Source organism: Paenibacillus lautus NBRC 15380 (genome assembly GCF_004000945.1).
In the GTDB taxonomy this organism is placed as follows: Bacteria; Bacillota; Bacilli; order Paenibacillales; family Paenibacillaceae; genus Paenibacillus_AQ; species Paenibacillus_AQ lautus.
On the sequence record NZ_BIMF01000014.1, the window covers coordinates 20733 to 47201 of the forward strand.

Annotated in this window: 25 protein-coding genes and 2 pseudogenes; 14 read left to right on the forward strand and 13 right to left on the reverse strand. The window is 48.9% G+C overall.

The features are described 5' to 3' along the window. Positions 1–8: 8 nt before the first annotated feature. Positions 9–554 (reverse strand): Gx transporter family protein, encoded by a 546-nt coding sequence (locus tag PLA01S_RS21610; protein WP_098741549.1) that lies wholly within the window; start codon positions 552–554, stop codon positions 9–11. Continuing rightward, positions 538–924, reverse strand: a complete 387-nt coding sequence (locus PLA01S_RS21615) for a NusG domain II-containing protein (RefSeq protein WP_246059746.1) — start codon at positions 922–924, stop codon at positions 538–540. The genes PLA01S_RS21610 and PLA01S_RS21615 overlap by 17 nt, the downstream gene beginning before the upstream one ends. Positions 925–1077: 153 nt before the next feature. Between PLA01S_RS21615 and PLA01S_RS21620 the strand changes: the two genes are divergently transcribed. After that, positions 1078–2142, forward strand: coding sequence for an FAD:protein FMN transferase (locus tag PLA01S_RS21620; protein WP_127593982.1), 1065 nt, complete (start codon positions 1078–1080; stop codon positions 2140–2142). 22 nt (positions 2143–2164) lie between these two features. Further along, complete coding sequence (locus PLA01S_RS21625) at positions 2165–2914, forward strand: Crp/Fnr family transcriptional regulator (RefSeq protein WP_127593983.1); 750 nt, start codon at positions 2165–2167, stop codon at positions 2912–2914. A 115-nt stretch (positions 2915–3029) separates the two neighbouring features. Here PLA01S_RS21625 and PLA01S_RS21630 read toward each other — a convergent pair whose 3' ends face one another. Then, positions 3030–3536, reverse strand: a complete 507-nt coding sequence (locus tag PLA01S_RS21630) for a hypothetical protein (protein WP_127593984.1) — start codon at positions 3534–3536, stop codon at positions 3030–3032. Positions 3537–3867: 331 nt separating this feature from the next. Between PLA01S_RS21630 and PLA01S_RS21635 the strand changes: the two genes are divergently transcribed. The 4 genes from PLA01S_RS21635 (at position 3868) to PLA01S_RS21650 (ending at position 9773) form a co-directional block, all read left to right on the forward strand. Then, on the forward strand, positions 3868–6672 hold the full coding sequence (locus tag PLA01S_RS21635) for a glycoside hydrolase family 3 protein (RefSeq protein ID WP_127593985.1): 2805 nt from the start codon (positions 3868–3870) through the stop codon (positions 6670–6672). Positions 6673–6939: 267 nt separating this feature from the next. After that, complete coding sequence (locus PLA01S_RS21640) at positions 6940–7473, forward strand: RNA polymerase sigma factor (protein ID WP_127593986.1); 534 nt, start codon at positions 6940–6942, stop codon at positions 7471–7473. Then, positions 7460–9109, forward strand: coding sequence for a DUF4179 domain-containing protein (locus PLA01S_RS21645; RefSeq protein WP_127593987.1), 1650 nt, complete (start codon positions 7460–7462; stop codon positions 9107–9109). The genes PLA01S_RS21640 and PLA01S_RS21645 overlap by 14 nt, the downstream gene beginning before the upstream one ends. A gap of 217 nt (positions 9110–9326) precedes the next feature. Then, positions 9327–9773, forward strand: a complete 447-nt coding sequence (locus tag PLA01S_RS21650; RefSeq protein ID WP_127593988.1) for a carboxymuconolactone decarboxylase family protein — start codon at positions 9327–9329, stop codon at positions 9771–9773. Here PLA01S_RS21650 and PLA01S_RS21655 read toward each other — a convergent pair. Beyond that, a complete protein-coding gene (locus PLA01S_RS21655; protein ID WP_127593989.1) occupies positions 9742–10641 on the reverse strand; it encodes a sigma-70 family RNA polymerase sigma factor in 900 nt (299 codons plus the stop codon). The genes PLA01S_RS21650 and PLA01S_RS21655 overlap by 32 nt on opposite strands. A 304-nt stretch (positions 10642–10945) precedes the next feature. Between PLA01S_RS21655 and PLA01S_RS21660 the strand changes: the two genes are divergently transcribed. From PLA01S_RS21660 to PLA01S_RS21665, 3 genes are read left to right on the forward strand one after another with little or no spacing between them, the layout of a single operon-like run. Further along, a complete protein-coding gene (locus PLA01S_RS21660) occupies positions 10946–11821 on the forward strand; it encodes a GGDEF domain-containing protein (RefSeq protein WP_127593990.1) in 876 nt (291 codons plus the stop codon). Between the two features lie 44 nt (positions 11822–11865). Continuing rightward, the gene (locus tag PLA01S_RS32080) at positions 11866–12009 is read left to right on the forward strand and encodes a hypothetical protein (protein WP_164817488.1); all 144 of its coding nucleotides are present in this window, start codon (positions 11866–11868) and stop codon (positions 12007–12009) included. Then, the gene (locus PLA01S_RS21665) at positions 12002–13297 is read left to right on the forward strand and encodes a glycosyltransferase family 2 protein (RefSeq protein ID WP_127593991.1); all 1296 of its coding nucleotides are present in this window, start codon (positions 12002–12004) and stop codon (positions 13295–13297) included. Before PLA01S_RS32080 ends, PLA01S_RS21665 begins: the two co-directional genes overlap by 8 nt. 111 nt (positions 13298–13408) lie before the next feature. Here the strand turns inward: PLA01S_RS21665 and PLA01S_RS21670 are convergent, their stop codons facing one another. From PLA01S_RS21670 to PLA01S_RS21680, 3 genes are all read right to left on the reverse strand, one after another. Next, positions 13409–14488, reverse strand: a complete 1080-nt coding sequence (locus PLA01S_RS21670; RefSeq protein ID WP_127593992.1) for a DUF4179 domain-containing protein — start codon at positions 14486–14488, stop codon at positions 13409–13411. Then, a complete protein-coding gene (locus PLA01S_RS21675) occupies positions 14485–15024 on the reverse strand; it encodes a sigma-70 family RNA polymerase sigma factor (protein ID WP_371860450.1) in 540 nt (179 codons plus the stop codon). The genes PLA01S_RS21670 and PLA01S_RS21675 overlap by 4 nt, the downstream gene beginning before the upstream one ends. A 278-nt stretch (positions 15025–15302) precedes the next feature. After that, entirely contained in the window at positions 15303–15530 is a 228-nt protein-coding gene (locus PLA01S_RS21680) for a DUF896 domain-containing protein (RefSeq protein ID WP_127593993.1), read from the reverse strand. A 329-nt stretch (positions 15531–15859) separates the two neighbouring features. On the opposite strand from PLA01S_RS21680, the gene PLA01S_RS21685 reads away from it, so the two are divergent. From PLA01S_RS21685 to PLA01S_RS21700, 3 genes and pseudogenes are all read left to right on the forward strand, one after another. Then, on the forward strand, positions 15860–17215 hold the full coding sequence (locus PLA01S_RS21685) for a sodium-dependent transporter (protein WP_100539792.1): 1356 nt from the start codon (positions 15860–15862) through the stop codon (positions 17213–17215). A gap of 202 nt (positions 17216–17417) precedes the next feature. Then, positions 17418–18665: a glycosyltransferase family 2 protein gene (locus tag PLA01S_RS21690; protein WP_127593994.1), complete on the forward strand. Its 1248-nt coding sequence runs from the start codon at positions 17418–17420 to the stop codon at positions 18663–18665. A 548-nt stretch (positions 18666–19213) separates the two neighbouring features. Continuing rightward, positions 19214–19741, forward strand: a pseudogene (locus PLA01S_RS21700) (IS66 family transposase); the annotation flags it as partial. Here the strand turns inward: PLA01S_RS21700 and PLA01S_RS21705 are convergent. Next, complete coding sequence (locus PLA01S_RS21705; RefSeq protein WP_127593995.1) at positions 19740–20534, reverse strand: SDR family NAD(P)-dependent oxidoreductase; 795 nt, start codon at positions 20532–20534, stop codon at positions 19740–19742. The pseudogene PLA01S_RS21700 and the gene PLA01S_RS21705 overlap by 2 nt on opposite strands. An 84-nt stretch (positions 20535–20618) precedes the next feature. Here PLA01S_RS21705 and PLA01S_RS21710 point away from each other — a divergent pair, with 84 nt between their 5' ends. Continuing rightward, complete coding sequence (locus PLA01S_RS21710) at positions 20619–20993, forward strand: MerR family transcriptional regulator (protein ID WP_127593996.1); 375 nt, start codon at positions 20619–20621, stop codon at positions 20991–20993. Positions 20994–21058: 65 nt separating this feature from the next. On the opposite strand, the gene PLA01S_RS21715 is transcribed toward PLA01S_RS21710, so the two are convergent. Further along, complete coding sequence (locus tag PLA01S_RS21715; protein ID WP_127593997.1) at positions 21059–21175, reverse strand: IS3 family transposase; 117 nt, start codon at positions 21173–21175, stop codon at positions 21059–21061. On the opposite strand from PLA01S_RS21715, the pseudogene PLA01S_RS32685 reads away from it, so the two are divergent. After that, a pseudogene (locus PLA01S_RS32685) lies at positions 21175–21306 on the forward strand (hydroxylase); the annotation flags it as partial. The gene PLA01S_RS21715 and the pseudogene PLA01S_RS32685 overlap by 1 nt on opposite strands. A 168-nt stretch (positions 21307–21474) precedes the next feature. Here PLA01S_RS32685 and PLA01S_RS21725 read toward each other — a convergent pair. From PLA01S_RS21725 to PLA01S_RS21740, 4 genes are all read right to left on the reverse strand, one after another. After that, a complete protein-coding gene (locus PLA01S_RS21725; RefSeq protein WP_127593998.1) occupies positions 21475–22638 on the reverse strand; it encodes a GntR family transcriptional regulator in 1164 nt (387 codons plus the stop codon). Positions 22639–22862: 224 nt separating this feature from the next. Then, positions 22863–23750, reverse strand: a complete 888-nt coding sequence (locus tag PLA01S_RS21730) for a carbohydrate ABC transporter permease (RefSeq protein WP_127593999.1) — start codon at positions 23748–23750, stop codon at positions 22863–22865. 10 nt (positions 23751–23760) lie between these two features. Next, positions 23761–24630, reverse strand: a complete 870-nt coding sequence (locus PLA01S_RS21735; RefSeq protein ID WP_246059764.1) for an ABC transporter permease — start codon at positions 24628–24630, stop codon at positions 23761–23763. Between the two features lie 187 nt (positions 24631–24817). After that, a complete protein-coding gene (locus PLA01S_RS21740) occupies positions 24818–26455 on the reverse strand; it encodes an extracellular solute-binding protein (protein ID WP_127594000.1) in 1638 nt (545 codons plus the stop codon). Positions 26456–26469: the final 14 nt, after the last annotated feature.

The window sequence follows — 26469 nt, forward strand, 5'->3', positions numbered from 1 at the left end:
CCTCCTCCTTAACTTTCCGTGTGAAACATGCCAAACGGATCGATACGTCGCAGGGATTCGATCAGATGTTTTGCAGCCCATCCCACAAAGATCCCCGTCACGACACCCGCCCCGAGCAAAAATGGCAAGTAATAATAAATTTTGGTTGTTCCCAATACCAGCGAAGCTGCCGTTAATTGGCCAATATTATGAGCAATGCCACCTGCGATACTCACGCCGGTTAAACTGAAATTATGGCCCCCGAGCCTAAGCATGACATACATCACCAAAAAACTCGCCAGCGCGCCGAACATACTGAACAGAAAGGTCGAAAAGCTTCCCAGTATAAAGGCAGTCAGCAATGTCTTTAAAACAATAAGCCACAGGGCATCTCTGCCCCCTAGGCAGACTAGACAGGTCAGCACCAAAATATTGCCAAGTCCCAGCTTGGCACCGGGTATCGTGACCGCAAATGGAATCAGGGCTTCCACAATGCCAAGCACCACCGATAAGGAAGCGCAGATGGCGATTACGACCAGCTTGCGGAGTGCATGGGGATCAGGAGACAACGGCATCCGGCTCACTTCCTTCAACTTGATCTCCAGTCACTTCTACAAACACCCGATTGGGCAAACATACTATGGTGCCATGAACATCGTGAACGTGACCGAACCCAATGCAGAGCTGATCCGGACAATCCGACTCCACCATCTCGATCCCCTCGCGGGAGACCCTCAAGAGGTTATATCCCCGTTCTGTCCGGATTTCTATATCTCGGGGCTCTTCCGTAAGCGCCACCGTATCATAATGCTTTCCATTCACCTCGATCATGGCATAGTTTCCCTGCGCCGCTCCGTCTTCTCCCATAAACTTTGAAATTCCAAACCAGGCGACAACCGCTATCAGCACGAGCGCTATTCCAATATCTCCGCGTTTCATCAGCATCTCTCCACTTCGCTTTGCTTATCTTCATTATCAGGGCTGCACCAAGTGCCAGAAATGATTTTTCTCACATTCAGCAAGGGAAGGGTCTGATACGCTGAGATCATCGAAACTCGATTGAGAACAGCACCAGAACTGAAAAGAGGAGGCACTGTCATGTATAGGAAGCTTCTTTCCTACAGCAGCCTGTTGATCATGCTCACCCTGTTGATGACGGGATCGATTGGCTGCACAACCACAGCAGATCAGAAGGTAGCCGCCAGCAACGAACCGGCAACCGAACGTTACTTTATATTCGATACCATTGTAAGTCTCCGCGTTTACGATGAACGGATGACGTCCCAGCATTTCGATGAGGTAGGCGCACTGCTGGATCGGATCGACCAACGCATGAACCGGCAGCTGGCGGACAGCGAGATTGATCGGGTCAATCAAGCGGCGGGCAAGTCCGAAGTGAGCGTATCCGAGGAAACCTTCAAGGTTGTCCAAACCGCCATCGATTATGCGGCAGCTTCCGGCGGACATTTCGAACCGACCGTAGGCCCGCTTGTCGACCTCTGGGGCATTGGCGGTGAACACCCCGCTGTGCCGGAAGAGGATGAGCTGGATGCTGCCATGAAGCGAATGAACTACAAGGATGTCATTTTGAATCCTGCATCCCATGCCATTCTGCTGAAGAAAGAAGGAATGTCGCTGGATCTGGGGGCCATCGCCAAAGGATATGCAGCGGACGTCATCGCGGATTATTTGCAGCAGCAGGATTTTCATTCGGCCATCATCGACCTTGGGGGCAATATCCTTGCCATGGGCTCGAAACCGAACGGTTCACCGTGGAATATCGGCATCCAGGATCCCGGAGAAAAGCGCGGGCAGCATCTGGGAACACTGAAGGTCGTCAATAAGACAATCGTAACCTCCGGCGTGTACGAGCGCTTCTTCGAAGCAGAAGGGAAGGTGTATCACCATATTCTGAGCCCCTTCACCGGTTATCCGGTCGATAATGACCTGCTCAGCGTAACGATTGTGACCGACACGTCCATGGACGCCGACGCGATGTCGACTTCCGTCTTCTCGCTTGGACTAACGGAAGGGCGGCAGTTCGTCGAGAGCCGCGACGATGCCGAAGCTATTTTCGTCACCACCGACCATCAGATCCATCTCACCTCAGGTCTGACCCATGCATTTAAGCTGACCAATGGCGATTATCAACTTGCCGAATAACCTTATGGAAGGAGAAGATCGTATGAAACAGAATCGAACTGCAAGGTCCGATGCGTGGGATGGAGGGCTGTTTCCAGCGGGCACTTCCTCCGTCTATTCACAACCGCATCTCGCTCTGATCCGGGAAATGGCCGAGCCTGTCCGTTTGTTTGCCGGCGATTATCTATACCAGGAGAACGATCCTGCGGATCGGCTGTACTTTGTAAACCGTGGAAGCTTGAAGGTATCCAAGCTGCTGGAAGGCGGATTGTCTGCCACCTTATCGCTTCACATCCCCGGCGATCTGTTCGGTGAACCCAATCCGTTCGGACGAGCCGTTCACCAATTCGAAGCCAAAGCCTTGGAGGATAGTGAAGTCGGAATTGTGCCGCAGAGCGAACTGGATAAAGTCATCCGAACCAACGGGGACTTTGCCATGGAATATATGGGCTGGATGGCACTCATGCAACGCACCACGCAGAGTAAATTACGCGATCTGCTGCTGCATGGTAAATCCGGCGCCCTGTGCTCACTGCTGCTGCGACTGTACAATATGTACGGCACGAGCGGGACAAACAAGGAAACACGCGCCATCATTGGCAAGCGGATTACGAATTTGGAAATGGCGGAGATGATTGGTTCCACCCGTGAAAGCGTTAACCGGATATTGAATGAGCTTAAGGATCTTGGCGTGATTTCTACCGAACGGGGACGCATCGTTCTCATTGATCCCGACTATTTACGGAATATTTGCCACTGCGAGGACTGCCCCAAAGAGATTTGCCGAATGTAAACGGACAAAAAAGAAGAAACCTCTCACGAAGAAACGAAAGGCGCTTAAGCATCCCTTTCATCGGAGAGGTTTCATATTTCCTGCGTTCATTTTAGTGGTTCATTTCTTTCAGCTTCTAAGTTACAGGCATTCTAACAGCTTTTTCAAAAAGCCATGTGGATAGTTGATCAAAAACCTCCGCTTCCCGATCAACCATTTTATATATTTTCTTCCCTCCCCTTAGAACATAACCTTTTTGATTTATATCCAAAAAATAATCATTGATTTCTCCATCACGATCACGGTAAAAAATAATGAATGCAAACGTAGGCCCACCATCATTTCTTATGTTTTTGCTAAAAAACGCTCTCGGCGATCTCGTATACGAAACGGAGTCTAAAATGCTCATCCATTGATTAAGCTCTGCATTTTGATCTTCGAATTCGATAAGGTAAGGTGTCATGTTAGTTCCTTTCAGGTATAGAAAAGAGATCCTTTCTATTTTAGTAGAATGGGCAATGACGCTTGTAGAAGGCAATCGAACCGAGTAATAGATAATCCCCATAGCAGCTGCTAAGAGCACCACTGCTATTGCAATTATGAATTTCTTTGCTCTTGGAATAAAATCACTCCTCTCTTTCATTCATTAATTTAACGCTTGATCTAATAACTGAGTTACACAAGGTACAGGGAGATCCCCAGCAACCCGTTCATCCTCCAGCTTCCTGGAGCCCTTCCCAATCATCAAACACCAGATTACCGGCTGAGGCACTGAGGCGATGAGGTCATCAAATCAGTTATCCGAAGGAATCGAAATTTTCACATGAAAATTGCGCTAATTCTCGGTGTATTACGGCTCCGCTTTGCACGCTATGATGGAATTGAACAAACTGGCTTAAGAGAAGCATGAACTTATCGCATGTATAACTGAGAGCGTTTCCATTCCAACTATGTTTAGAAATGAGGTTTTGCTCATGAAATATCCATTCCAGAATCCGGATCTTCCGCTGGAAGAACGGGTTAACGATCTTTTATCCCGATTGACCTTGGACGAGAAAATCGAGTTAATGTGCCAATACCAGGCGGAAATTCCCCGCCTCGGCGTGCAAAAATATAAGCATGGCACCGAAGGCGCGCACGGCGTGGCTTGGCTTGGCGAAGCGACCGTGTTCCCGCAAAATACCGGGCTTGCGTGCACCTGGAATCCCGAGCTGATGCAGGAGATCGGATCGGTCATCGCGGAGGAAGCCCGCGTCTATTACCAGCGCGACCGGGCCATCAACGGACTGACCATCTGGGCGCCCACGGTGGATCTGGAACGCGACCCTCGCTGGGGACGAACGGAAGAAGCCTACGGAGAAGACCCGCACCTGACCGGGGAACTCTCCACCGGACTTGTGAAGGGCATGCAGGGAGACCATCCCTTCTACTACAAAACGGTAGCTACCCTGAAGCACTTCTACGGCAATAACAACGAAGTTGACCGCGGCAGCGCCTCGGTAAGCATCGATCCGAGAAACAAACGCGAGTATTATCTGAAGGCTTTCGAGACACCGTTCCGGGAAGGGAAAGCCGGTTCCATGATGACCGCGTATAACGGCATCAACGGCACGCCGTGCAACCTGAACCATGAAGTGAACGACATCGTCAAACAGGAATGGGGCATGGACGGATTCGTGGTAGGAGACGCCGGTGACGTTCTCGGCACCGTCATGGACCATCATTATGTCTCTTCCTATGCAGAGGCCGTGGCCGGCTCTGTCAAAGCCGGAATCGACAGCATTACCGACGACCAGGACATCTCCTTCCGTGCTCTCCGTGACGCATTGGAGCAAGGATTATTGGAAGAGCAGGATCTCGATCACGCCCTCCGCAATTCCTTCCGTGTCCGGTTCCGTCTCGGCGAATTCGATCCGGAAGAACGGAATCCGTACAGCCATGTGCCGGAGACGAAGCTCTGCGCGCCCGAGCATGCCAAATTATCGCTGCGTGCCGCCCGGGAATCGATCGTGCTCCTGAAAAACGATGGATTGCTGCCCCTTAAGCGTGATCAGTTGAAATCCGCTGCTGTCATCGGGCCCCTGGCTAACGAAGCATTTACGGATTGGTACAGCGGCACGCCTCCATACCGGATTACGCCGCTTCAGGGCGTGCAGGAGAAAATGGGGGACCGCAGCGTCCATTTTCATACGGGATTAGACCAGGTCCGTCTTCGTTCTTCTGTTAGCGGCCAATATGTCGCCCTATCTCCCAAAGAGAATGGCGGGCTGCTTGCAAGCACGGCAGAGCCGTCCGGAGCAGCGGTGTTCGAGCGGAACGACTGGGGCTGGGGCTCCGTGACGCTCCGCCTTGTTGGCAGCGGCAAATTCGTAACCGAAACCGAGACGGGACTGCACGCAACGGCTGACGAGGCTCGCGGCTGGTTCGTGAAAGAGGCTTTCAGCTTTGAGGCGTTACCGGATGGAAGCTTTATGATGAAGAATTGGGAAGGCAAACCGATCCTACTTGATGAGCACGGACGCCTTGTGGTAGGCGGCAGCGAAGATGTGGGAACGCCAATTGCCATCGAAACGGCTCAGGACGGCATCGCTGAAGCCGTCGTTGCGGCAGCATCGGCTGAAACCGCCATGGTCTTCGTGGGAAACAGTCCGTTCATTAACGGAAAGGAAACGATCGATCGTCCCGACATCACCCTTCCGCCTGCTCAGCAAGCCTTGGTTCAGGCGGTTTACGAAGCTAATCCCAATACGGTGGTTGTCATCGTAGGCGGATATCCGTTCGCCGTGAACTGGGAACAGGAGCATGTGCCCTCCATCCTCTTTACGTCTCACGCCGGGCAGGAGCTGGGCCATGCGGTTGCCGACGTTCTGTACGGAGATTACAATCCGGGCGGCCGCTTAAACATGACGTGGTATAAGTCAATCGAACAGCTTCCGGACCTCATGGATTACGACATCATCAAAGGGAAACGGACCTATCAATATTTCGACGGGGATGTGCTGTACCCGTTCGGTCATGGTCTCAGCTATTCCCGTTTCCAATACAGCGGTCTGTCGCTAAGCCAACCGGAAATCACCGCCGATGGCAGCGTCATCGTCACCGTTACCGTGAGGAATGAGAGCCAGCTAGCCGGAGATGAGGTGGTTCAGTTGTATGTGAAGGCTGATTCCTCCCGCGTCATCCGTCCTCTCAAAACGTTGAAAGGCTTCCGTCGCATCCATTTGTCCCCAGGCGCTTCGGAAACGGTAAGCTTTGAGCTCAAAGCGGAGGATCTCGCGTTCTGGGATGTCACCCGGGATCGCTACTGCGTTGAAAAGGGGACCTATACACTTATGGCTGGATCGTCCTCCGGCCAGCTGCCGGTCACCGCAGTCCTTCAAGTCGAAGGTGAGACGATCCCTCCACGCACGCTGCGAGAGCCTGTTCGAGCGGTGAATTATGACGACTACCAGGAGGTTTTCCTGGATGAATGCAAAGAAGGCGGCGAAAGCATTCGTTTAACCGGCGAAACAGGATGGATCGCTTTCCATGACACGGATCTCGGCGATTCCCCGGCAACGTTCGGGGCCAGGGTGAGCGGGCATATTAAGGGCGGCGAAATCGTCATTACGACCGGCAGCCCGGATGGCCCCACAGCCGGATGCTGCAAGGTTCTGCCTACCGGAGGGCGCCAAGCCTGGACGACAGTCCAGGCCGAACTGACGGGGTTAACAGGACGGGCTGACGTCTTCCTCATCATGAAAGGCGAAGTGCAAATCAGCTGGTTCCGCATAGCTTAAGCCAAAGCGATAACCCTCTATAAGCAAGTGCCTAATCGTTAGGCTCCAATTGAGCCTGTCAGCAGCTTCTAATTTTACAGATATCCATAGAACATCTGCCCTTCGTTTTATACGGTGAGCAGATGTTCTTTTTTGTTAGAATGAAATCAATTAACCGTTACGGAGACGGACTCAGACCTTCGCTGCATGACGGCAGCAAAAAAAGATGAACCCTTTCCAAGGGTCATTTGTTTATTAGACATAACGCAAAGAAAGGAGTGCCTTGGATTGACGGAACGCGAGTTATTCGATACTTACAACAAGGATGTGTACCGTACCTGCTACTACATGCTGCGGAACGCGCAGGATGCGGAAGATCTCTGCCACGACGTATTTGTCACCGTATTTCGTCAGGATTGGAGAAGCGTTGAGCATACACGTGCCTGGATCATGCGCATCGCGATGAATCACTGCCTGAACCTGCTTAGAAGGAATCAGACCCAGCGAGACAAGCAAAGCCAGGTCGAGTGGCTCCACGAGCAGACCACGGCATCGGTTAAATCCGTAGACACCATCGTATTGGAAAAAGCAGCGGCGGCGGAATGGGAGAAACTGCTGCGGCAGCTTCCGGACAAGCTGATGGCCGTTGTCACACTCCGCTATATCGGTGAGCTGTCGATGGCGGAAATCGCCGAAACGCTGAAAATTCCCGTCGGGACGGTTAAATCAAGGCTTCACAAAGCATTGAAAATCATGCGAAAAAAGCTCGAACAGAATAACGGCTTTGGGCTGAAGGGAGAGAAACAATTTGGAACGTTTTGAGAACAATCTGAAGGACCAGATGAAAACAGCGAATAACGTGTCTTATCCTGATTTTGACCGCATGTGGAGCAGCATCCAGCAGAACGAATTGAAGGTTGCCGGGGGTGAATCGGTTCCGCTTCGTCCGCGCAGACGAAAACGGATTGCGATCATCACGGGGATATCCGTCGCCTTGATGGCAACGCCGGTCTATGCAGCCCTGAACTATGATTGGTCCAATCTTCTATCTTACAGGGCCGGGATCCAGTCCGCATTGGAGCAGGGGCTTGGCCAGACGATTGAACAATCCGTTACGAGGGACGGCATCACCTTAACGGTGCACACGGCGTTTATCGATGAGAACCGGACGTTCCTGCTCTACAGTCTGGATCCAGGCTCAACACGAGCTAGCGAACAAGTAGCCTTTGATCATATTGGGCTTAAAGATAAGGAGGGTCATTCCATCGAGGGCCGTTATTCCCATCAGTGGAATGAGGAGCTAGGCGTATTCCAGGGGTATTTTGAAACCGATTGGGTCGCTGAAGGCCAGATGGCGGATGTCGAGTTTTTGATGGAGAATATCCGTTTTACCGGCGATGGAAAACAGTCCATCAACTACGACCCTCAAGATCCGAATACGCAGGTATTCCCCATTCAAAAGGATGGCATTGACAGCGTGACCCTGCAGTCTTTCGAGCAAGCCGAAGGCGAGGTACTGCTCCGATCGGCCATTACGTTTACGGATCCTGGGATGAAGAGCAGAAGCTGGGTACGAGTGGAAGCCGTCAATGACAATAAAGAGATCATCAAGGAAACCCGGCCTTCCGTCTTTGGAACCCCGGGAGCCTCCGGAGAATATTTAAGTCAGCAAATATTCAAGTCAGACCTTTTGCGTGCAGAAGGCACTGGTTTCCAGCTTGCTTACGATCGCACGCTTGAAACCGCAGAGGGTACTTGGAGCTTAAATACGGCCCTGTCAAAGAAACAAATGGACAATGGAACATTTAAGGAAGCGCTGAATATCCCTGTAGATCAGGTACCTGGCGGGACGAAGATCCATGAAATGATCGTTACGCCAACCCAAGTCCGGCTGATCCTGACCCATGAAGAGAAATATACTCGTGTTCCTTACATGGACTACCAACTGGATGTAGGCGGGACGCTGTTAAGCGGAGGCATCTGGCATGTTCCCGGCCAATCGGGCAAGACGGAGCTGCGCTTTGAAATGACCGGACTTCATGCGGCCTCCCTGGCGAACCAACCGGTGTCTCTGATCGCCAAACACCGCGTCGATGAATATGCCGGAGACAAGAATCCAATCCGCTTGACCGGCATTTCGGCTGAACATCAAAGCTTAACGTCCAGCATTGCAGGTTATCCGATTACATGGACCTATTACCTGAAGGACAACAATCTCTACGTAGAATCCTTAAGCTCCGATCCGACATTCGGCGGCGTCAACCAAACCTATTATCTTGACGGCAAAGACCGGAGCTATGGAATGCCGGCCATGATCGGCCTGCTCGGCGATGACAACAACAAACATATAGACGTGTATAAGAATTTCGACAAGACCGAGCTCGAGGTGTACATTTCGAACTATACCACTCATAAGCGAGACGATGTCCTTCGCGTTCCGCTTAAGACCGGAAAATAACATATAAAGCGTTATAAACGACAAAGAAACCCTCTGGATGTACATGAACGTTACCCGGGACGGCGCTTCTGCCAAGAATCGCCGTTCCTTTTTCGGGCTTTCGTTCTCCACCTTTTAAGGGTTTCTTTCTTTTTTCCATTAGAACATGTCACAATTCTGCCCGGCAGAATGTCATATGGGTGAACATCAACCATCATACCGTAAAGGGGAACTGAACATGGAACTTCGAATGAATTACCGATCGGCCAATCCCGAAGCCTTCAAAACGCTGCTTGCCCTGGAGCAAGCGGCCCAAAAAAGCGGACTCGATCACAAGCTGTACGAAATCATTAAGCTCCGGGCATCCCAGATCAACGGCTGCTCTTTCTGCGTGGATATGCATTCCAAGGATCTGCTCTCCATGGGCGAAAGCGTAAACCGCCTCCTCCTTCTGCCGATGTGGCGGGAGGTCCCGATATATTCCGACGAAGAACGGGCCGTCATCGAATTGACGGAGTGCGTGACCAAGCTGTCCGAGGCCGGCGTTCCTGCAGAGGTATATGAACGCGTGCGCAAGCATTTTGACGAGAAGCAATTCGTCGATCTGGTCATGGCGATCACAACGATCAATGCCTGGAACCGGATCGGCGTCGCTACAGGGCTGTTCCCGGGCTGTTTTGATTAAACAGCTGTAATTTATCCGGATTCACCACAAGAAAAATCTGACGGATGCGGGATAGATCGGGTTCCCACTCTACCGTCAGCACCATGGAGACCCTGCCGTCCCGCTTCAGTAACAAGCCAGGCTCTCCGTTTACGGAGACAGGCTCAAACCCTTCGAGAAACGAGCCTTTGGCAGATAATCCCTCGAAGAATGCACGTACCCGCTCAACGCCCAATATCGGATTGATGGCTGCCTTCGCTTTGCCGCCCCCATCCGATAGCAGCGTAACCTCTTCCTTCAGGAAAGACAGCAGCGGCTTAAAATTCCCCATATCGGACGCCCGCAGGAATGCTTCAACAAAGCGTTCCTGTGTTTCCGTCCGGGCGTTTTCTCCCTTAGGCCTCTCCGTGGCCTGCCCCATTTTCTGCTTGGCACGGCTGAAGGTCTTGCGACAGCTGATCTCCGTCTTTCCAAGCATCTCCGCTATGATCGGATATTCAAGCCCCAGCGTATCCTTAGCGATATAAATGGCACGTTCCAGCGGCGTTAACCGTTGAAGCAGCACCAGGTAGGCATAACCAATCGTTTCGCGGCGTTCCGCAGGATCGGACCGCGTCAGCATGTCATAGTCCGGCATCGGCTCCGGCAGCCAGGGACCGGTATACGTTTCGCGCTGGCGTCTGGACGATTTCAACAGGTTGATGCAGCGGTTCGTTGTCATTTTGGCCAAATACGCCTTCTCGTTCCGTACTTCTCCCCGATCCATCTGCACGAATTGGGAAAAAACATCCTGCACGATATCCTCCGCATCCGCCGCACTCCCCAGCATCCGGTAGGCCAGGCCGAACATCATCGGCTTGTATTCGGTATAGATTTGATCCAATAACATCAGGCACACCTTCTTATTCTGTATATTTTCGGCATGAAAGCTACACCACTGATAAGACAAATGGGCGTTACCGCCTGTGACCTTATGAAGACGTTATTCTCTACTCTACCCCATATCCCCTGATCCCCGGAAGGGTCAGTTGAAAGGAGAATTCCAGGGTCAATGGACATTAAATTCGGTATCCAATATGTAGATTATGTCAACGTTCGATAAATCTATCGACATTTGGGTAATTTTTAAATAACATATGGAATGGCCCAACTACAGCGATAAAAGGTTTAAGCGTTTAGAAAGTAGGTAAAACATGAAAAAATCCACCCCTTTACGTCGCGTCGAACTCGGTTATTTTCTGCTGATTGCTCTTGCTATGGTCCAGCAGTTGTTCATATTCTGGAACATCTATGTAAATCAAAGTTTTACTTTCACGGAATTCCTGTTCAGCGTCGGTACACTGGCCGCCTTATTGATCGGTTTCTTTCTTCCGGTAGGCGTTTCGACGGTTGCCGTTTTTGTGTATCTGGTCACTTACTTCGTATGGTTGTCCACGCTAGCCCCGGTCAATGCGCTCACCCTATCCTGGATACTGCTGCTTCCGGCCAATACCGCCATTGCCATCTTCATCAAGCTGGCTCTAGTTCGAAGCCGAAGGTTCATAAGGCGTCTCGAGCAGCTGAGGAAAACCAACCCGGATATCGACATCGACACCTCCCTTGGCAGCAAGGATGCATTCGCAGATACGCTGGTGAAACAAGCCAATCTGGCCAATCGCTATTCGGATCAGTACAGCTTCTGCATCATGATGTTTAAGCTCGATTTTCTCCCCCTGACCAGGGAGTCAGTCGGATCACACCGTTTTGCCAAGCTAATTATGGAACTGTCGAGCACGATACAGAAGCAGATTCGTTATGAGGACTATAAATTCTCCATTGGTGAAGGACGCTTTATCATTCTGTGCCCGCTCACCAAGCCGGAATATCTCAAAAGCCTTATGGAGCGCATCAAAGTCGCCATGATGAACGTCCCCTTCCGGGATAAGAAGGGCATGTCCCTCAAGCTTGTGGTCCGCGCCGGCGGCCTCGTGTTCCAGAAGGAGCAATTCAGCCGATACGAAAATATCGATGCCGTCATCTCTGCATTAGAACGGAATACCGAAACCGACCTCATCGGGGAATATATTTAACCAAGTTAAGTTACCATCATCCATCAAAAGGAGGCTTGCGGCCGTTGTCGTATACCAGCTGGTTTATCCCTCTGTGCATCGGGGTCAGCATCGTGTTCTCCATAGCCATCATTATTCTGACGATGGCCACCTTAAGCTTCCGTTCAAAAGTCAAACGAAAATATGATCGGGGGAGGTTCAGTGACTGACTTTTTCCTGGTCATTACCATCATCAGTATATGGATTGCCGTGCTGGAATCGATCATTATCATGGCCGGGGCCATCGTGTTCATTCATAAACAAAACCGGCAGAAGCTGGTGAATCCGAGCAATCTGGAGAAATTTCCAACCGTGACGGTCATGGTGCCCGCGCATAACGAGGAATTGGTCATCCAGGCAACGGTAGAGCACATTCTGCAGATGAATTACCCGCATCACAAAATGCAGGTGATTGTCATCGCTGACAATTGCAAGGATCATACGGCCGAGCGCTTAAGGGCGCTGAAAGCCAATGAACGTTACCGGGACCGCGACTTTCTTATTCTGGAGAGATCCGGAACCGGCGGCAAATCGGGCGCCCTGAACGATGCGCTCAAGCAGGCAACAGGCGAATGGATCTGTGTCTACGACGCGGATGCCGCACCTGAGAAAAACGCACTGTTGTTCCTGACGCAGAAGGCAATGGAGCAGCCTGAACGCTACGGGGCTGTCTTTGGCCGCAACAAGGCTCGGAACCGCGGACAGAATTTTCTGTCCCGCTGTATCAATCTGGAGCTGGTAACCATTCAGCGCGTGCATCATACCGGGTTATGGCAGCTGTTTAAGCTGGGTACCATTCCCGGCACGAACTTTATCGTGAAAACCGCGCTCATTCAGGACATCGGCGGATGGGATGAACAAGCGATCACGGAAGATACCGCGATTTCGTTCGAGATCCTGACGAGAGGCCAGCTTATTGCGCTGGCTCCGCAAGCCGAAGCTTATCAGCAGGAGCCCGAGGACCTGAAGGTATACATGAAGCAGCGCGAACGCTGGGCCAAAGGCAACTACAGCGTTGTCACGGATAATATTCATCATCTGTTTGACCGGACAAGCTGGCGGATTAAGCTGCATGTGCTGTATTACGCAGCCAGTTACTTCTGGTTTATGATTGCCATTATCATCTCGGATATTATATTTGTGACCAATATCGTATATCAGATCATCGCGCTGTTTAATCCGGCCGTCGTCTCTCCCTTCAGGTTCGAGGGCGATGTCTATATGTATCTCATTATTGCCTGGGCCTTAATGTATTACATCTACGTCCTGCAGATTAACCTGGCACTTGCAACGGACATCGGCCAAAGCAACACACGCAACTTCATTCTATCCTGCGTTTCGTACTTCACCTACGCCCAGCTGTTCCTCGTCATATCCGTTAAGGCCTTCTACTCCATGATCGTGGACAAGATTACGGGCAGGGAGTCCAAGTGGTACAAGACGGAGCGGTTTGGATAGAGGAGCTTGCATTTGATTATGTTAGCGCAAAGAGCGAGTAGGATTGGACAGCCATGCTGCCACCGTCCACAACTCGCTCTTTTTTCATGCAAGCTTGCCAATATGACGTGCTTATTCTTCTACAAGCAAATGGAATTCAAGTTCCGGTATATATATTTTATCTCCCGAATTCTGTACATAGGGTCTAATGGTAATCGACTTCGGCTTGGTTGGGAACGGCTCATACATGTACGTGAATTTAAGAGTGCTGCCGGAGCCGCTGCCCATCGCACCAATGGATTTGGCTATTTCCCCCTTCTCATTTATCACCTCGTATTCAATATTGATAAATTCATCCACTTTATATTGGCTAGGAACGGACTGAATGAACTCCTTAAGGTCCTGGCCTGGCTTACCGGTAATGCTTACTATCATTTGCATTGTGGCCGGGGTTATTGTAAAACTACTAATGTCCATATGGATATTGTCATGCACTTTAAGTTTATCCGACTTCAGGACTGTACGATCCGCCGCACTGTTTTTGACCGGAATGTTGAATATAAACGGCTCCGAGACGCTTATGTCTCGAATAACGACCTCCAATGCAAACTCGTCAGGCAATCCTTCCGGCGACAAGGTCACGATGTCCGAATTCGGAGCACCATCCCCTACTCTAGAAATGCTGTAACCGAAATTACCCAGTTCCTCCCCATCCGCATAGAATCGAATCCCGTTCACTTCCCCTTGCTGACTGGCCTTGCTCCCCAATTGACCAAAAGATTCATTCTTACCATCCCTTGTCGTCCGGGTCAGTACCATTGAAATGCGACTTCCGTCATACATCAGTTCGGATACGCTCATCGTAGTCCCATCATGGGTGACACTCTGATCAATATCCATCGTCATACCCTGCCGACTAGCTGTTTTTAGACCCTCATCCCCGCCATTTAAGAAGATGCTTCCTATAATCGGTATATTTTTCAATGCCTCGGCCATTACCGGGGAGATGAAGCCCGATCCGATAATCAAAAGTACCGACGCCACAACACCCATCAATAGACCCGTCAAACGCCGCTTCTTCTGAACGGGAGGATTGTTTTCTAAAATTTGATAGGTACTATTAAGACGCATGCGGATTGCCTCCGGCAACTCCTGAGCCTCCTCTATTTCATCCTTAGCCTGTTCAAGTTCATGATTAAGGTCATATTTCATACGTTAACCTTCCTTTCCCTGTGATTAGCCAGCCATTCCGATAGCGTGATCCTGGCCCTGTGGAGACGCGTCTTAACCGCACCTTCATTCAAATCGAGCATTTCTGCAATCTGCCGTAAAGGCAAATCACGAAAGTAATGCAAAATAATGATGGTGCGGGACACTTCCTCCAACCGGTATACTGCATCTCGCAAATCGATATTGACATCAAGGCTGGGTGTAACATGTTCGGCTTGATCTAGGTTGAGCAAAGGGACCACATGGCTTTTTTTACGGAGGATCATGTTGCACTCATTGATCAGGATGCGAAACAACCATGTTTTAAAGAAAGGCGCGTGTCTTAAACTCGGGAGTGACTTGTATGCTTTCAATATGGATTCCTGCATGGCATCTGCACAATCCTCATCTTGTCGGAGAATGGCTTTCGCTATGTTGTACATTTGCAGTTCCAATGGCTTTATAAGTTTGATAAACGCTTCATGGTTTCCCTTCTTGGCGAGTTTAACCTCTAATTCTTGCTCCTGCTGCACTTCCAAGGAATAACCTACCTCCCTTCAAGCTTCATCTTAACTCATAATGGATGTATGATTGTTGGATTCAATAATTAGATAGCCAGAACTTTCAAAAGGTTACAAAATACTGTATGTATTATAACGGAGTACATAAAAAACTCCCGCAAGTTCAGTGAACTCACGGGAGACGAACGCTTAGTTATATTTGATACATGGAAATGCTATGGCACTTAAAAGCGCATCCTTTGGTTACTTCTAAAATCAACATCCGTGTTCTGTCATTCGAAACTCGGATGTCTTACTCAATTTTCTCTCAGCTTCTTCTGCTCATTTCGAAGTTTCTCAGGTGTCACGTCGTTTCCGTCGGGATCCACGATGCTTAATCCCGAGAAGGTGCTTAGCACTTGGCCGCGGATTTCACGCAGATATTCCGTGCGCAAAACTTGCTGCTCGGATTTCTCCGCAGCAGTGAGCACGCCCTCCCGCTGTTTTTTAGCCAATTCATTAATCCGGGTTAAGCTTTTGATCATGATATCCCTCTTTCCATATGATTTTGATTTGTTATTTATCTTAATTTAAAGATATAATAATCTAAGATATTTGTCAACCCCTGCCAACTTTCATTGCCATCAGGTGCATTTGTGATTTTTTCCCTACCCAAAGTCTCTTCATTTCCTTAAACTTGATGTTTAAGGTTTATTTATTTACAAATCGTGGTTAATGTTAGTATTGAAAACTTTGTATTCGCAGCATAATAAACATGCAGGTCCTTATCCCTTAGGAAAAATTACTTATGCCTTTCTGGCAGAACATGAAATATAATAGAGGAACTTAACTTTAATCAACTGGGGGAACATCTATGAAATCTCAGCTCAACAACCCAGCTTCACCGGGGAAAAGTGATCGTTTTTCCTCTGCTGGATTCATTCTGGCCGCGATCGGGAGCTCTGTCGGCCTCGGAAACATGTGGAAGTTCCCGTACATTACGGGAGAACACGGCGGTGCAGCTTTCTTCCTGCTCTTCATCATCTGTCTCATCGTGATCGGTTTGCCCGTCCTGCTGGCGGAGCTTGCGATCGGACGAGCTGGCCGCGGGAGTGCCGCGACTTCCTTCGTTAAAGCGGGCGGACCGAAAGTCTTCGGGCATCTTGGATTGCTCCAGGTTATTGCGCCGTTTCTCATTCTGACCTTCTATGTCATTGTGGCAGGCTGGACGCTTCATTATGCCGTCATGTCGTTTAGCGGCAATCTGTACAACAATACTGATTTCGGTGGTCAATTTACGACGTTTACGGAAGGCTACATGCCGATTATATGGCAAATTGTCGCTATTGCGATAACAGGATGGGTAGTAGCTAAAGGTATTTCCGGAGGGATTGAAAAATTCAACAAGGTTCTGATTCCGGGACTGATCATCCTGTTGATCGTGTTAATGATCCGTGCGGTAACCTTGCCAGGGGCCGGCGCAGGCGTATCCTTCTTCTTGAATCCTGACTTCTCGAAGCTGAGTCCGGAAGCGGCGCTGGTCGCGCTGGGACATGCCTTCTTCTCCCTCTCGCTGGGGATGGGGATTCTGTTGACCTACGGTGCTTATGTCGATAAACGGCAATCTCTGGGTCCGGCTACCCTTGCCATCGGCGCTGGCGACCTGATTTATGCGTTTATTGCCGGGCTCATTATATTCCCGACAACCGCTTCCTTCGGGATTGAGCCAAATGCAGGACCATCACTTGTCTTCATTGCCTTGCCGGCCGCCTTCTCGGCCATGCCGCTGGGTGCTTTTTTCGGGGGATTGTTCTTCATTCTACTAGCCATCGCTGCATTAACCTCCTCCGTCTCACTGCTGGAGGTCCCAACCTCGTATGTCATGGACCGCTGGCATTGGGGACGCACCAAATCCGTAGTCGTCATTAGCGCGCTGGTTATGCTGATTGGTCTACCCTCCGCGTTGTCATTCGGCATCGTACCTGGACTTACCGATATCGGCGGCAAAAACTTCTTCGATTGGCTGGATTTCATCACATCCAATATTCTGCTTCCGGTCGGTGGTCTGATCACCACCATCTTTGCAGGATACTTCTGGAAGAAGGCGGCAGATGCCGCTGGCCTGAAAGCCGGCTGGTTCCGGGTATGGCTGTTCATGCTCCGTTATATCGCGCCAGTACTCGTATTTTTGGTGCTGCTTCATACCACGGGCGTGATCAAGTTCGATTAATTGGCAGCCAAGGCAATCTCATCGTCACACGGGGGCGAATGGGGTTGCCTTTTTCTATACCCTTGTCCATTCATATTCTCAATGTCTACTTGACGCAGATAAGACCTATATATACTATGTAATAGCCTTTAACCTTGTCCGACGTTTCAGCGCTCCCGGATCACCATCTAGAAAAATTTCAGTAAAAAGGGTGGAGCAAGTAATGAATTTTGAGTATGTATTTAGTCTTGGATTAACCTTTATTCAATACCTTCTATTGTTCTTCTGGGCATATTGGATGCTCATCAGTCTCTTCGGCTTTGGAAAACCAAAGAGACTGAAAGAATATGAGCCTTTGAAAAGATTTCTTCTCATGATTCCTGCGCACAACGAAGAAGCGGTTATTGGACACCTTGTAGAGAATCTTCATAAAATGGACTACCCGAAGGAGCTCTATGAAGTGTGTGTTATTGCTGATGGATGTAAGGATAAAACAAATGAAATCGCTAGAAAACTTGGTGCTACAGTTATTGAACATACATACCTGCCAGGAGAACAAAAGGGGAAACCTTATGGAATCAAATACGCAATTGAACAGTATGGAGATAGGTTAATCGATGATTTTGACGGCATCGCCTTCTTCGATGCCGACAACCTAGTCTCGTTGAACTATTTAAGGGAAATGAATAACCACTTGTTGAACGGTGATAAATTAATACAATGTTACCTGGATTCTAAGAATCCAAATGACAACTGGGTGACAATAGGTTACTCCGTAAGCTACATTTTCATGAACCGCTCTTGGCAGCTTGCTAAGTCCAGATTAGGCTTAGGAAACGCGATCGGTGGAACTGGGTTCTGCGTAGATACGACTCTATTCAAAAACATCGGTTGGACCGCTCGTTCCTTAACGGAAGACCTTGAGTTTACCATGCAGTGTTTGCTTGAAGGTGTACCAGCTAAATGGTGTCACTTTGCGCGCGTGTACGACGAGAAGCCGGAAAGTTTCAAATCTTCCTGCATTCAACGTCTACGATGGGCAAGAGGGCATTGGGATGTTTGCTTTAAATACGCTCACAGATTAATTTGGAGATTCATTAGCAAGCTAGACTTCAAAGCTTTTGATGGTTTTATGTACCTTATTAATCCTGGCAAGATTGTTTTAAGTGCTATAACAGGTCTCTTTATATTCATGTCCATTGCTACCGACTTATTAGATGCTCATCATTTGATTCCTTGGCAAGTTTGGATAATATGCTTGTTATTCCAATTCATTTACGTAGGATACGCACAGTTTCTCGATTCGAAAAATAAAGTAAGCATCTTCCGGAGCTATGTGTACCTGTACTTCTTCAATCTAACTTATGTACCACTGTTCCTTTGGTCACTCATTACAATGAAGAACGTAAATTGGAATCCTACAAAGCATACAAGAGCTATTCATTTGAGCGATATTGAAGTAGAAGACTAGAAATGGAAATACCAAGGGTGCTATAAGAATGAATGTGAGGCGAACATTGTTGGAGCTAAAGACGAAGGAATCAGAGGGCTTCCGATGAAGTCAGCTGCGACACCCGGCTATGCCGCTTCTCTGCAAGACCTAGCCGCTTCAATAACAAATCCATACCCAGCTTCGCCTCGTAGAGAGAAGCGTAGTATTGAAGGAATTCGCTAACCTTCAGACGCTCCTGCTGTCGCTTTAAGGTCGATATGCGAAATTATTACACTGCCGGTGTCTTCTGCACATGTAGCTGTACTACGCGCATCTGATATGTTATCCCCCTGGAATGTTGAATCAACAGGCCTATTTTAGTGGAATTATTTTAGACGAAACTACTATTTAGTTCGGACATTTCGCTAACAGATGCTATTTCCCGAGAAATAATGACATGTGCTTTAGACAAAGGCATCTCCTTTACTGTCGATCCCTATTAATGCTGGTGCAGAACTGTTTAACATCGCTGAGTTGGTGAGCTCTTGCCCTTTCATTTACATCTAAATGATTCGAACGGAGATCTTATCATGAGCCAGAAGTATGTGGAAAGCATGCCGCTGTATCGTCAGGAGCAACAGTTTGCAAGGTTTGGTGTGCTCTTGTCTCGGCAGACGCTGGCGAACTGGATGCTCTACGGTGCGAACCAGTGACTGAGTATTCTGTATCGATGCATGCAGGAGCACCTGTTAGATCAGGATATTGCATACGCCGACGAGACGACGATGCAGGTACTGCAGGACTTGGGGCGAGAGGCGCAGACGAAATCTTATCTCTGGCTTTATCGTACGGGTCGCGAAGGACCAGCGATTATCCTGTACGACTACAAAGAGACACAGGCTGGCGAACATCCACATAATTTCTTATCCGGATTTACCGGATAACTGCATGTAGATGGATATTCCGGCTACAACAAAGTATCCGGCGTCACTTTGGTCGGGTGCTAGGCGCATGCGAGGCGTAAATTTAGTGAGGCGCTGAAGGCGTTGCCGGCCTCGCGTTCCCCGATTGGAACAATTGCTCAGGAGGGGCACAATTCATGTTCGTCATTATTTAATCATTTATGAGCTTTTGATTATTTTTTGAATTTCCGGCGTAATCAAATATTGGGCTTCCTAAACTAAATGTAAAAGAATCTCTATTGATGGCACCTACCGTTTGATCGCTGTCGTACAGCTCTAATAAGAAATCTGCCATTTGGACACTGGTATGGTAATTGCCAAAATTCTTGTCATAATCGTATTCGGGAACATTATTAGCAGTCTGCCCAAACTCTGTTTGAGTAGCTGCCGGGGCTAACACTTTCGCTTGTAGTTTAGCTTGCTCCGCTTTTAATTCATGCGCCAGCCCCTCGGTAAAAGCGCTCACATAGAATTTAGTGGCGCAATAGGTTACGGCATTGGGTACAATGACATATCCGCCCCCGGAAGAAATATTAATAAGCTGTGTTCCCTCTACATTTTTGTAATCCCGGACATAGAGTGAGGTTAATACTGTCAGGGTTTCAACGTTCAGTCGCAGCATGGTTCCGACTTTATTCAAATCCATTAGTGAAACGCTGCTGTAATCTCCGAAACCAGCGTTGTTGATCCATGTTTCAATACAGTATTCTGTTAGCTCATCATAAAGATGGTAGGCGTTTTGAAGTATAGACAAATCGAATACTTTTATTACAACATCCAAAGCCGGATTAAATTCCAAAACCTCTTTTTTTAGATGTTCAAGCTGCTCTTTGCGCCTGGCTACAATAATTAGGTTTTTTCCTCGCTTCGCAAAAGCCTTTGCAGTTGCATAACCAATTCCAGAGCTAGCCCCTGTTATCACTGTATATTTTTTGTTATTTTCCACTTGTACAGCCTCCTTAATATGATATGGTTATACTCTACAATGTAGAGTTAACTCTAAGTCAAGAGTATTTTAGGAGTGATTTTAATGGAATATATAATTAGTGAGTTTTCAGCGATTACCGGAATTAGCATTTACACCTTACGGTACTATGAGAAAGAAAAACTAATTATTCCGAATCGAAAAGAGAATGGTAGACGTTGTTATTCCGATGGCGATATTACATGGATACAGTTTATTAAACGTTTGAAAGACACAGGTATGCCAATCAAGGAAATCCAGAAGTACGCCGAACTTCGAGCTAAAGGCGATACCACTTTGGTAGAGAGGATGGAAATGCTAGTTCAACATCGGGTCGTTCTCAAAGAGGAAATCGTAAAACTGCTAGAACATCTTGACAATCTTGATGATAAAATTAGCTATTATCAAACAGAAATTAATAAGGAGAATTTAAACAAATAACTCTATAACAAAAAAACCGCCGGGGATAACTGGGCAAGCCTCATTTAATAGACATTGAAAAACACCTAGGCTGCAAACTGGCGTCGGTACTCTACCGGCGTCAGTTTGTTTAATTTCCGCTGTGGTCGTCTTCGGCTATAAAATCGTATGTATTTCTCAATTCGCCTTTGTGCCTCCGCCATATTTCATAGGAATGGCGAAGAATCCACCTGAAAGCTCATATACCGTTTTGCCTACAGTTGAACAAGTAACAGGAAAACCAGCCAGAACATTTGCCCAATGGGTTGCTGAAAACAAACACTACTTTGAGTAAATATATAAAAAAACTAAATGTTATATCATATTAACTGCGATCTCCACTTGAATATCGAATCCGTTATCCTCTCAGAAGAAAAACAAGAAACCATGTGCTCACATTTACGCGAGCGCATGGTTTGTTCATGTACATCTATAGCGGACAAGGATTACAAATATATCGCCTTCACAGACTCTTTACAGGACCGGTAGATACTCCAACCACCAATTCCGCAGGCAATCGCTTCTCAACTGCTACATCATCGTGATTCATGATGCCAAGTACCGTCTCAATCGCCAGCCTCCCCATTTCTTCCTCGTTCTGCCGCATATGGGTAAACAAATAGCCCTCACCGATATTTAGCTGGGGACTGTCAAAGCACACGATAGATAGATCCTCCGGCACCCGCAGACCGAGGCGCTCTGCCGCGACCTTGGCTAGCAAAGCAATGTTATATTCGATCGCAAAAAAGGCAGTAATCGACGGGTGATCCTGCAAATGCTGCATGATCCGCTGGGTTTCACGTTCAATATTGCTCTCGTGGAAAGCATTGGGCAAAGTGGCCGTCACATCGCTAATCCAGATTTCCTTATCAAACGCGATGCCCCGGGCGGCATGAGCCTGCACGAACCCTTCAATCCGTTCTTCAACCGCTGTCGTATCTCTCGGTGGAGGAGACAGCAGGGAAATATGACGGTGACCCAAATCGAATAAATGCTCCACCGCCTGCACGGCTGCCTCAAGATTATCTGTACTAATGGAAGCCGCTGCGACTCCCTTCAGCTTGCGATCAATCAGGACAAGCGGGAAACGGGCAATGACCATCTTTAATATTTCAGCATTGAAATATTCCCCCTGAGCGGGAAATACGATCAGTCCGTTCACGCCGAGATTACGCAGCTTCTGAATGGATAATTCCTCATTATCCTGGTCTCCAAACGTTCTGCGCAGCACCAGAAAGCAATCATTCTCCCTCGAATACTGCTCCATGCTATAGACCAGGCGTGTTCCGTAGCTTGAAGAAAAGTCCGTAATGACAAGACCGATCATCTTCTCCCGGCTGGCCGCTGCAGCATCTGTGCTCTCTGAGGAGAGAGGTTCCCTGAGTACAACAGGCTCATCCGGATCGGCTACGAACGATCCCTTGCCCGGCTTACGCACAATCACGCCTTCAGCCGCCAGCATATCTAATGCCTTCTTGCTTGTGATTCGACTAACTCCGTATTCGTCCGCGAGTTCCTTCTCCGAAGGGACTTTATCGCCAATGCGGAAAATATGTGTGGAGATCTTTCGCTTCATCTCGTTAAAAATTTGTTCATACATCGGCTTTGTGGAAGCTGCATCTTTCAAATTGATATCCCTCCAACGGCACTCCAAAACATGCTAATTCATATAACAATATAACATGATATATTTAATTTGTCCATGTTGCGCGGATAACCGCTTTGAAAATAATCATATCATCATTCCTCTCTAAACAATCCCATTCATGACAAAACAGCGCCGCATGATCTTTCGCTCCGAAAGATTCATGCAGAAGCGCTGTCCCCTGTCTACCTACTCCGTTTATTGAACTATTCCTTCACAGCCCCCAGAACGATTCCGTGGATTAAATAACGCTGCAAAAACGGATAGATGAGCAGAATTGGAATCATGGAAACCAGAATTTTGGCGGAGTTCAGGGTCGTGTTGGAAATTTTATTGAACTGCTGCAGCTGTTCGACCGAGAGGTTCTGCATCTGGTCGCGCGTCAGACTAAGCTGCTGCAGATAGGTTTGAAGCGGTATTTTTCCGCTGTCATTGATCAGGATGATCCCGTCAAAGAAGTTGTTCCAGTGACCGACGATGACAAACAGGGTAATGGTTGCCAAACTGGGCATGGAGATCGGGATAAAGATCTTAAGCAGGATTTTCAGCGGACCGGCCCCGTCAATGAATGCGGCCTCCTCCAGCTCCTTCGGAATGCCCTTGAAGAAGTTCATCAGGAGAATCACGTTGAAGACAGGAACCGCACCCGGCAGAACCAGTGCCCAAATGCTGTTGATCAACCCCAGCTTACTGATCACCATATACCAGGGAACGATCCCGCCGCTGAAGAGCATCGTAAACACGATAATCCACATGTATTTGTTTCTCGATCGGAACTGCGTGACGCTCCGCGACAACGGATACGCCATGAGGATGGTCAAAATCATGTTGATCGCGCCCCCAAGCAGCACCCGTTCCACGGATATTAGAAACGCCTTCCAAAACTTCGTGTCATTCAGTATCTGCCCGTAGGATGAGAAGTTCAGCTCCACCGGAAAAAAGTAGACCTTGCCAGCATTAACAGCCGTGCTGCTGCTGACAGACACCATAATCGTATTGACGATGGGGGCCAGCGACACAAATGTAATCAGAACGAGCGCGAGCATAATCATCAGGCGGGATAGCCTTGAGCCCAGCGTTTTGGATTGAATCATGCTAACCCTCCTAGAAAATCCTGTACCCCGCATACCTCGAGGCCAGCCTGTAGGATATAACAATCAGAATAAAGCTGATGACCGATTTCATCAGTCCGATCGCCGTTGCGAACGAATACTGCATATTGATCAGACCCATGCGGTACACAAACGTATCGATAATATCACCCGTCTCATATACCAGCGGATTATACAGGTTGAACACCTGGTCAAATCCCGCATTCAGCACATTGCCGAGACTCAGCGTACCCAGCAGGATGATCGTTGGAAACATGCCCGGCAGCGTGATATTCAGCGTCTGCTTCCAGCGGCTTGCGCCGTCCATTGCGGCCGATTCATACAAAGCCGGGTTAATCGCCGTCAACGCAGCCAAATACACAATCGTCCCGTATCCGAATTCCTTCCAGGTATCCGTCACGACGAGCAGCGGCCTGAACCAGTCGTTGCTTGCCAGAAACATGATCCGCTCCAGCCCCAGAAACTCAAGGAAATTGTTAATCATGCCGTCAAAGGAAAAGATCATGGTCAGCATCGTACCCAAGACCACCCATGACATAAAATGCGGCAAATACACGATGGTTTGAATCGTGCTTTTGAAGAGCTTCAGACGCACCTCATTAAGCAGCAGGGCGAACACGATCGGTACAATCAATCCGAGAACAATCTTCCCGACCGCAATGACCAGCGTATTCACAAAAATCTGTTTGGCATCCGGCAGTTGAAACATATACGTGAAATTGTCGAGCCCTGCCCATGCGGAGCCGAATATCCCTTTCGCGGGGATGAACTTTTGAAAAGCCATGACCACCCCGAACATCGGCACAATCGAGAAAATGAACAGCATGACCATGCCGGGCAGCAGCATCGCATGATAGGTCATTTCGTCAAAGGTTCTTCGTTTCTTTTTCCTCCGGTATCGTACTTCCCGCTCTGAATTGACGGTTGTTTCCACTTGCGCCATCGTCCGCTCCACCTCCATCATGTCCCTGTCAGGACAGGCCTTATCGAATGAAAAGCCCGGGCGGATGACCACCAATAGCCCTCCGCGCCAAGGCTCATGCTTTTTCTTATCTGCTGCTCATCTGGTTGACCTCTTCCGTAATCTCATCGCCGCCGGTACGTTTCCAGGTGTCCACGAACTTATCGAATTCATCTACGGGGGCTTGGCCCATGATGATTTTCAATATCGTCTCCTCTTCGAGTTTTTGGAGGTTGGCCCACTTCAGCTTCATCGTCTCGGTGGTTCCGTAGAAGCCTGCAGGAATCACTTCCAAATTCGGATTGTTCGCTTCGCGTTGACCCTCGATACGGGAGAGGTATTCGCCATAGGTGTTCACATCGACGGCATTGCCTTTCTCCTTAAACTCCTGATATGCCTTGAAGGATACCACCCTGTCCTCCTGAACGGCCGAAGCGTCCCCGGATTGATCCGCCTTCATCAGATCGTCGTAATAACGCTTCAACACGTCGTCATAATCCACTTGCATCGGAATTTGCGTCGGATCATTGTTCCAACGACTGGCATCGGTCAGCATCTCGTCCGGATGCTCTTTCTTGTAGCTAATTGCATCATCCGTTAAGGAGTACAGGAAATCCGTTGTCAGATTGACCGACTTCATGATCGCTTCGGGATGGGCAAAATCCTTCTTCACCACGACGATACCGCCGCCCACCGGATCCTGACGGATCGTCTTGAATTTGCCGTTCTCGTCTACCGGTGCCGATACGGCAACCCAGACAGCATCGGGATCTTGCTTGATCGAGTCCTTGTAGTTGGTGTAGCCGATCCACCATGGATTAAACAGCATGCCTACCTGACCGTTGATCACAAGCGCTTCCTTCTCTTCATTCGACCGGACGGCGAACTGTTTATCAATCAAACCTTCCTTGTACATGGCGCTCAGCTCCGTCAGCGCCTGCTTCATCTCGGGCTGGACCGATCCATATACGACCTGCCCGTCCTTCTCGATCCAGTTCATCGGAAAGGCGCCATGCGCAGCGAATACCGGCGTAAAGTTCATGGCGTTGGAATCCATCACCATTCCGACCGTCTTGCCTGTTCCCGAGGCGTCCTTTTCCACGAATGTTCTGGCGAGATTCCATACGTCCTCGACGGATTCCGGCATCTTCGCGCCGACTTTATCCACCCAGTCCTTCCGAACCCACAGCAGCTGGTGCTGGTTGCCGATATTCGTCATCGGAAGGCCCATGATTTTACCGTCAACCTTCACCTGGTTCAGCAGCAAGTCGCCATAGGAAGCGTAGATATTCTTGACCCCGTCGGATGCGGTCTTCTCGTACACCTCCGTCATATCGGCAATCAGGTCATTATCCACCAGCTGGTTGAAAATATCGCGGCTGACCAGCATAACGTCCGGCAGATCGCCCGTTGTCATCGATAACGAGAGCTTCTGATCCATATCGTCCGTCTCCCAAGCCACCTTGGCTTTCACATTCACCCGGTCCTCCACGTATCGGGTAGCCAAATTGTCCTCAATCGTATCGCCTGGTGGCAGGTTGTTCACATGATTCGTATTCCGGCCGATCGTAAATTCCACCGGCGTCTCATATTTTCCGTAAGGCTCATAATCCTGCTCTGAAATTTCCGGCTGCGCGTTATCACTCTTGCCCCCTCCGCAGCCGCTGAATACGACCAGCATCATGCAGCCGAGCAGCAGAGAAGCCATCTTTCTGCGTTTATTCATCCTGTCATCCCCTT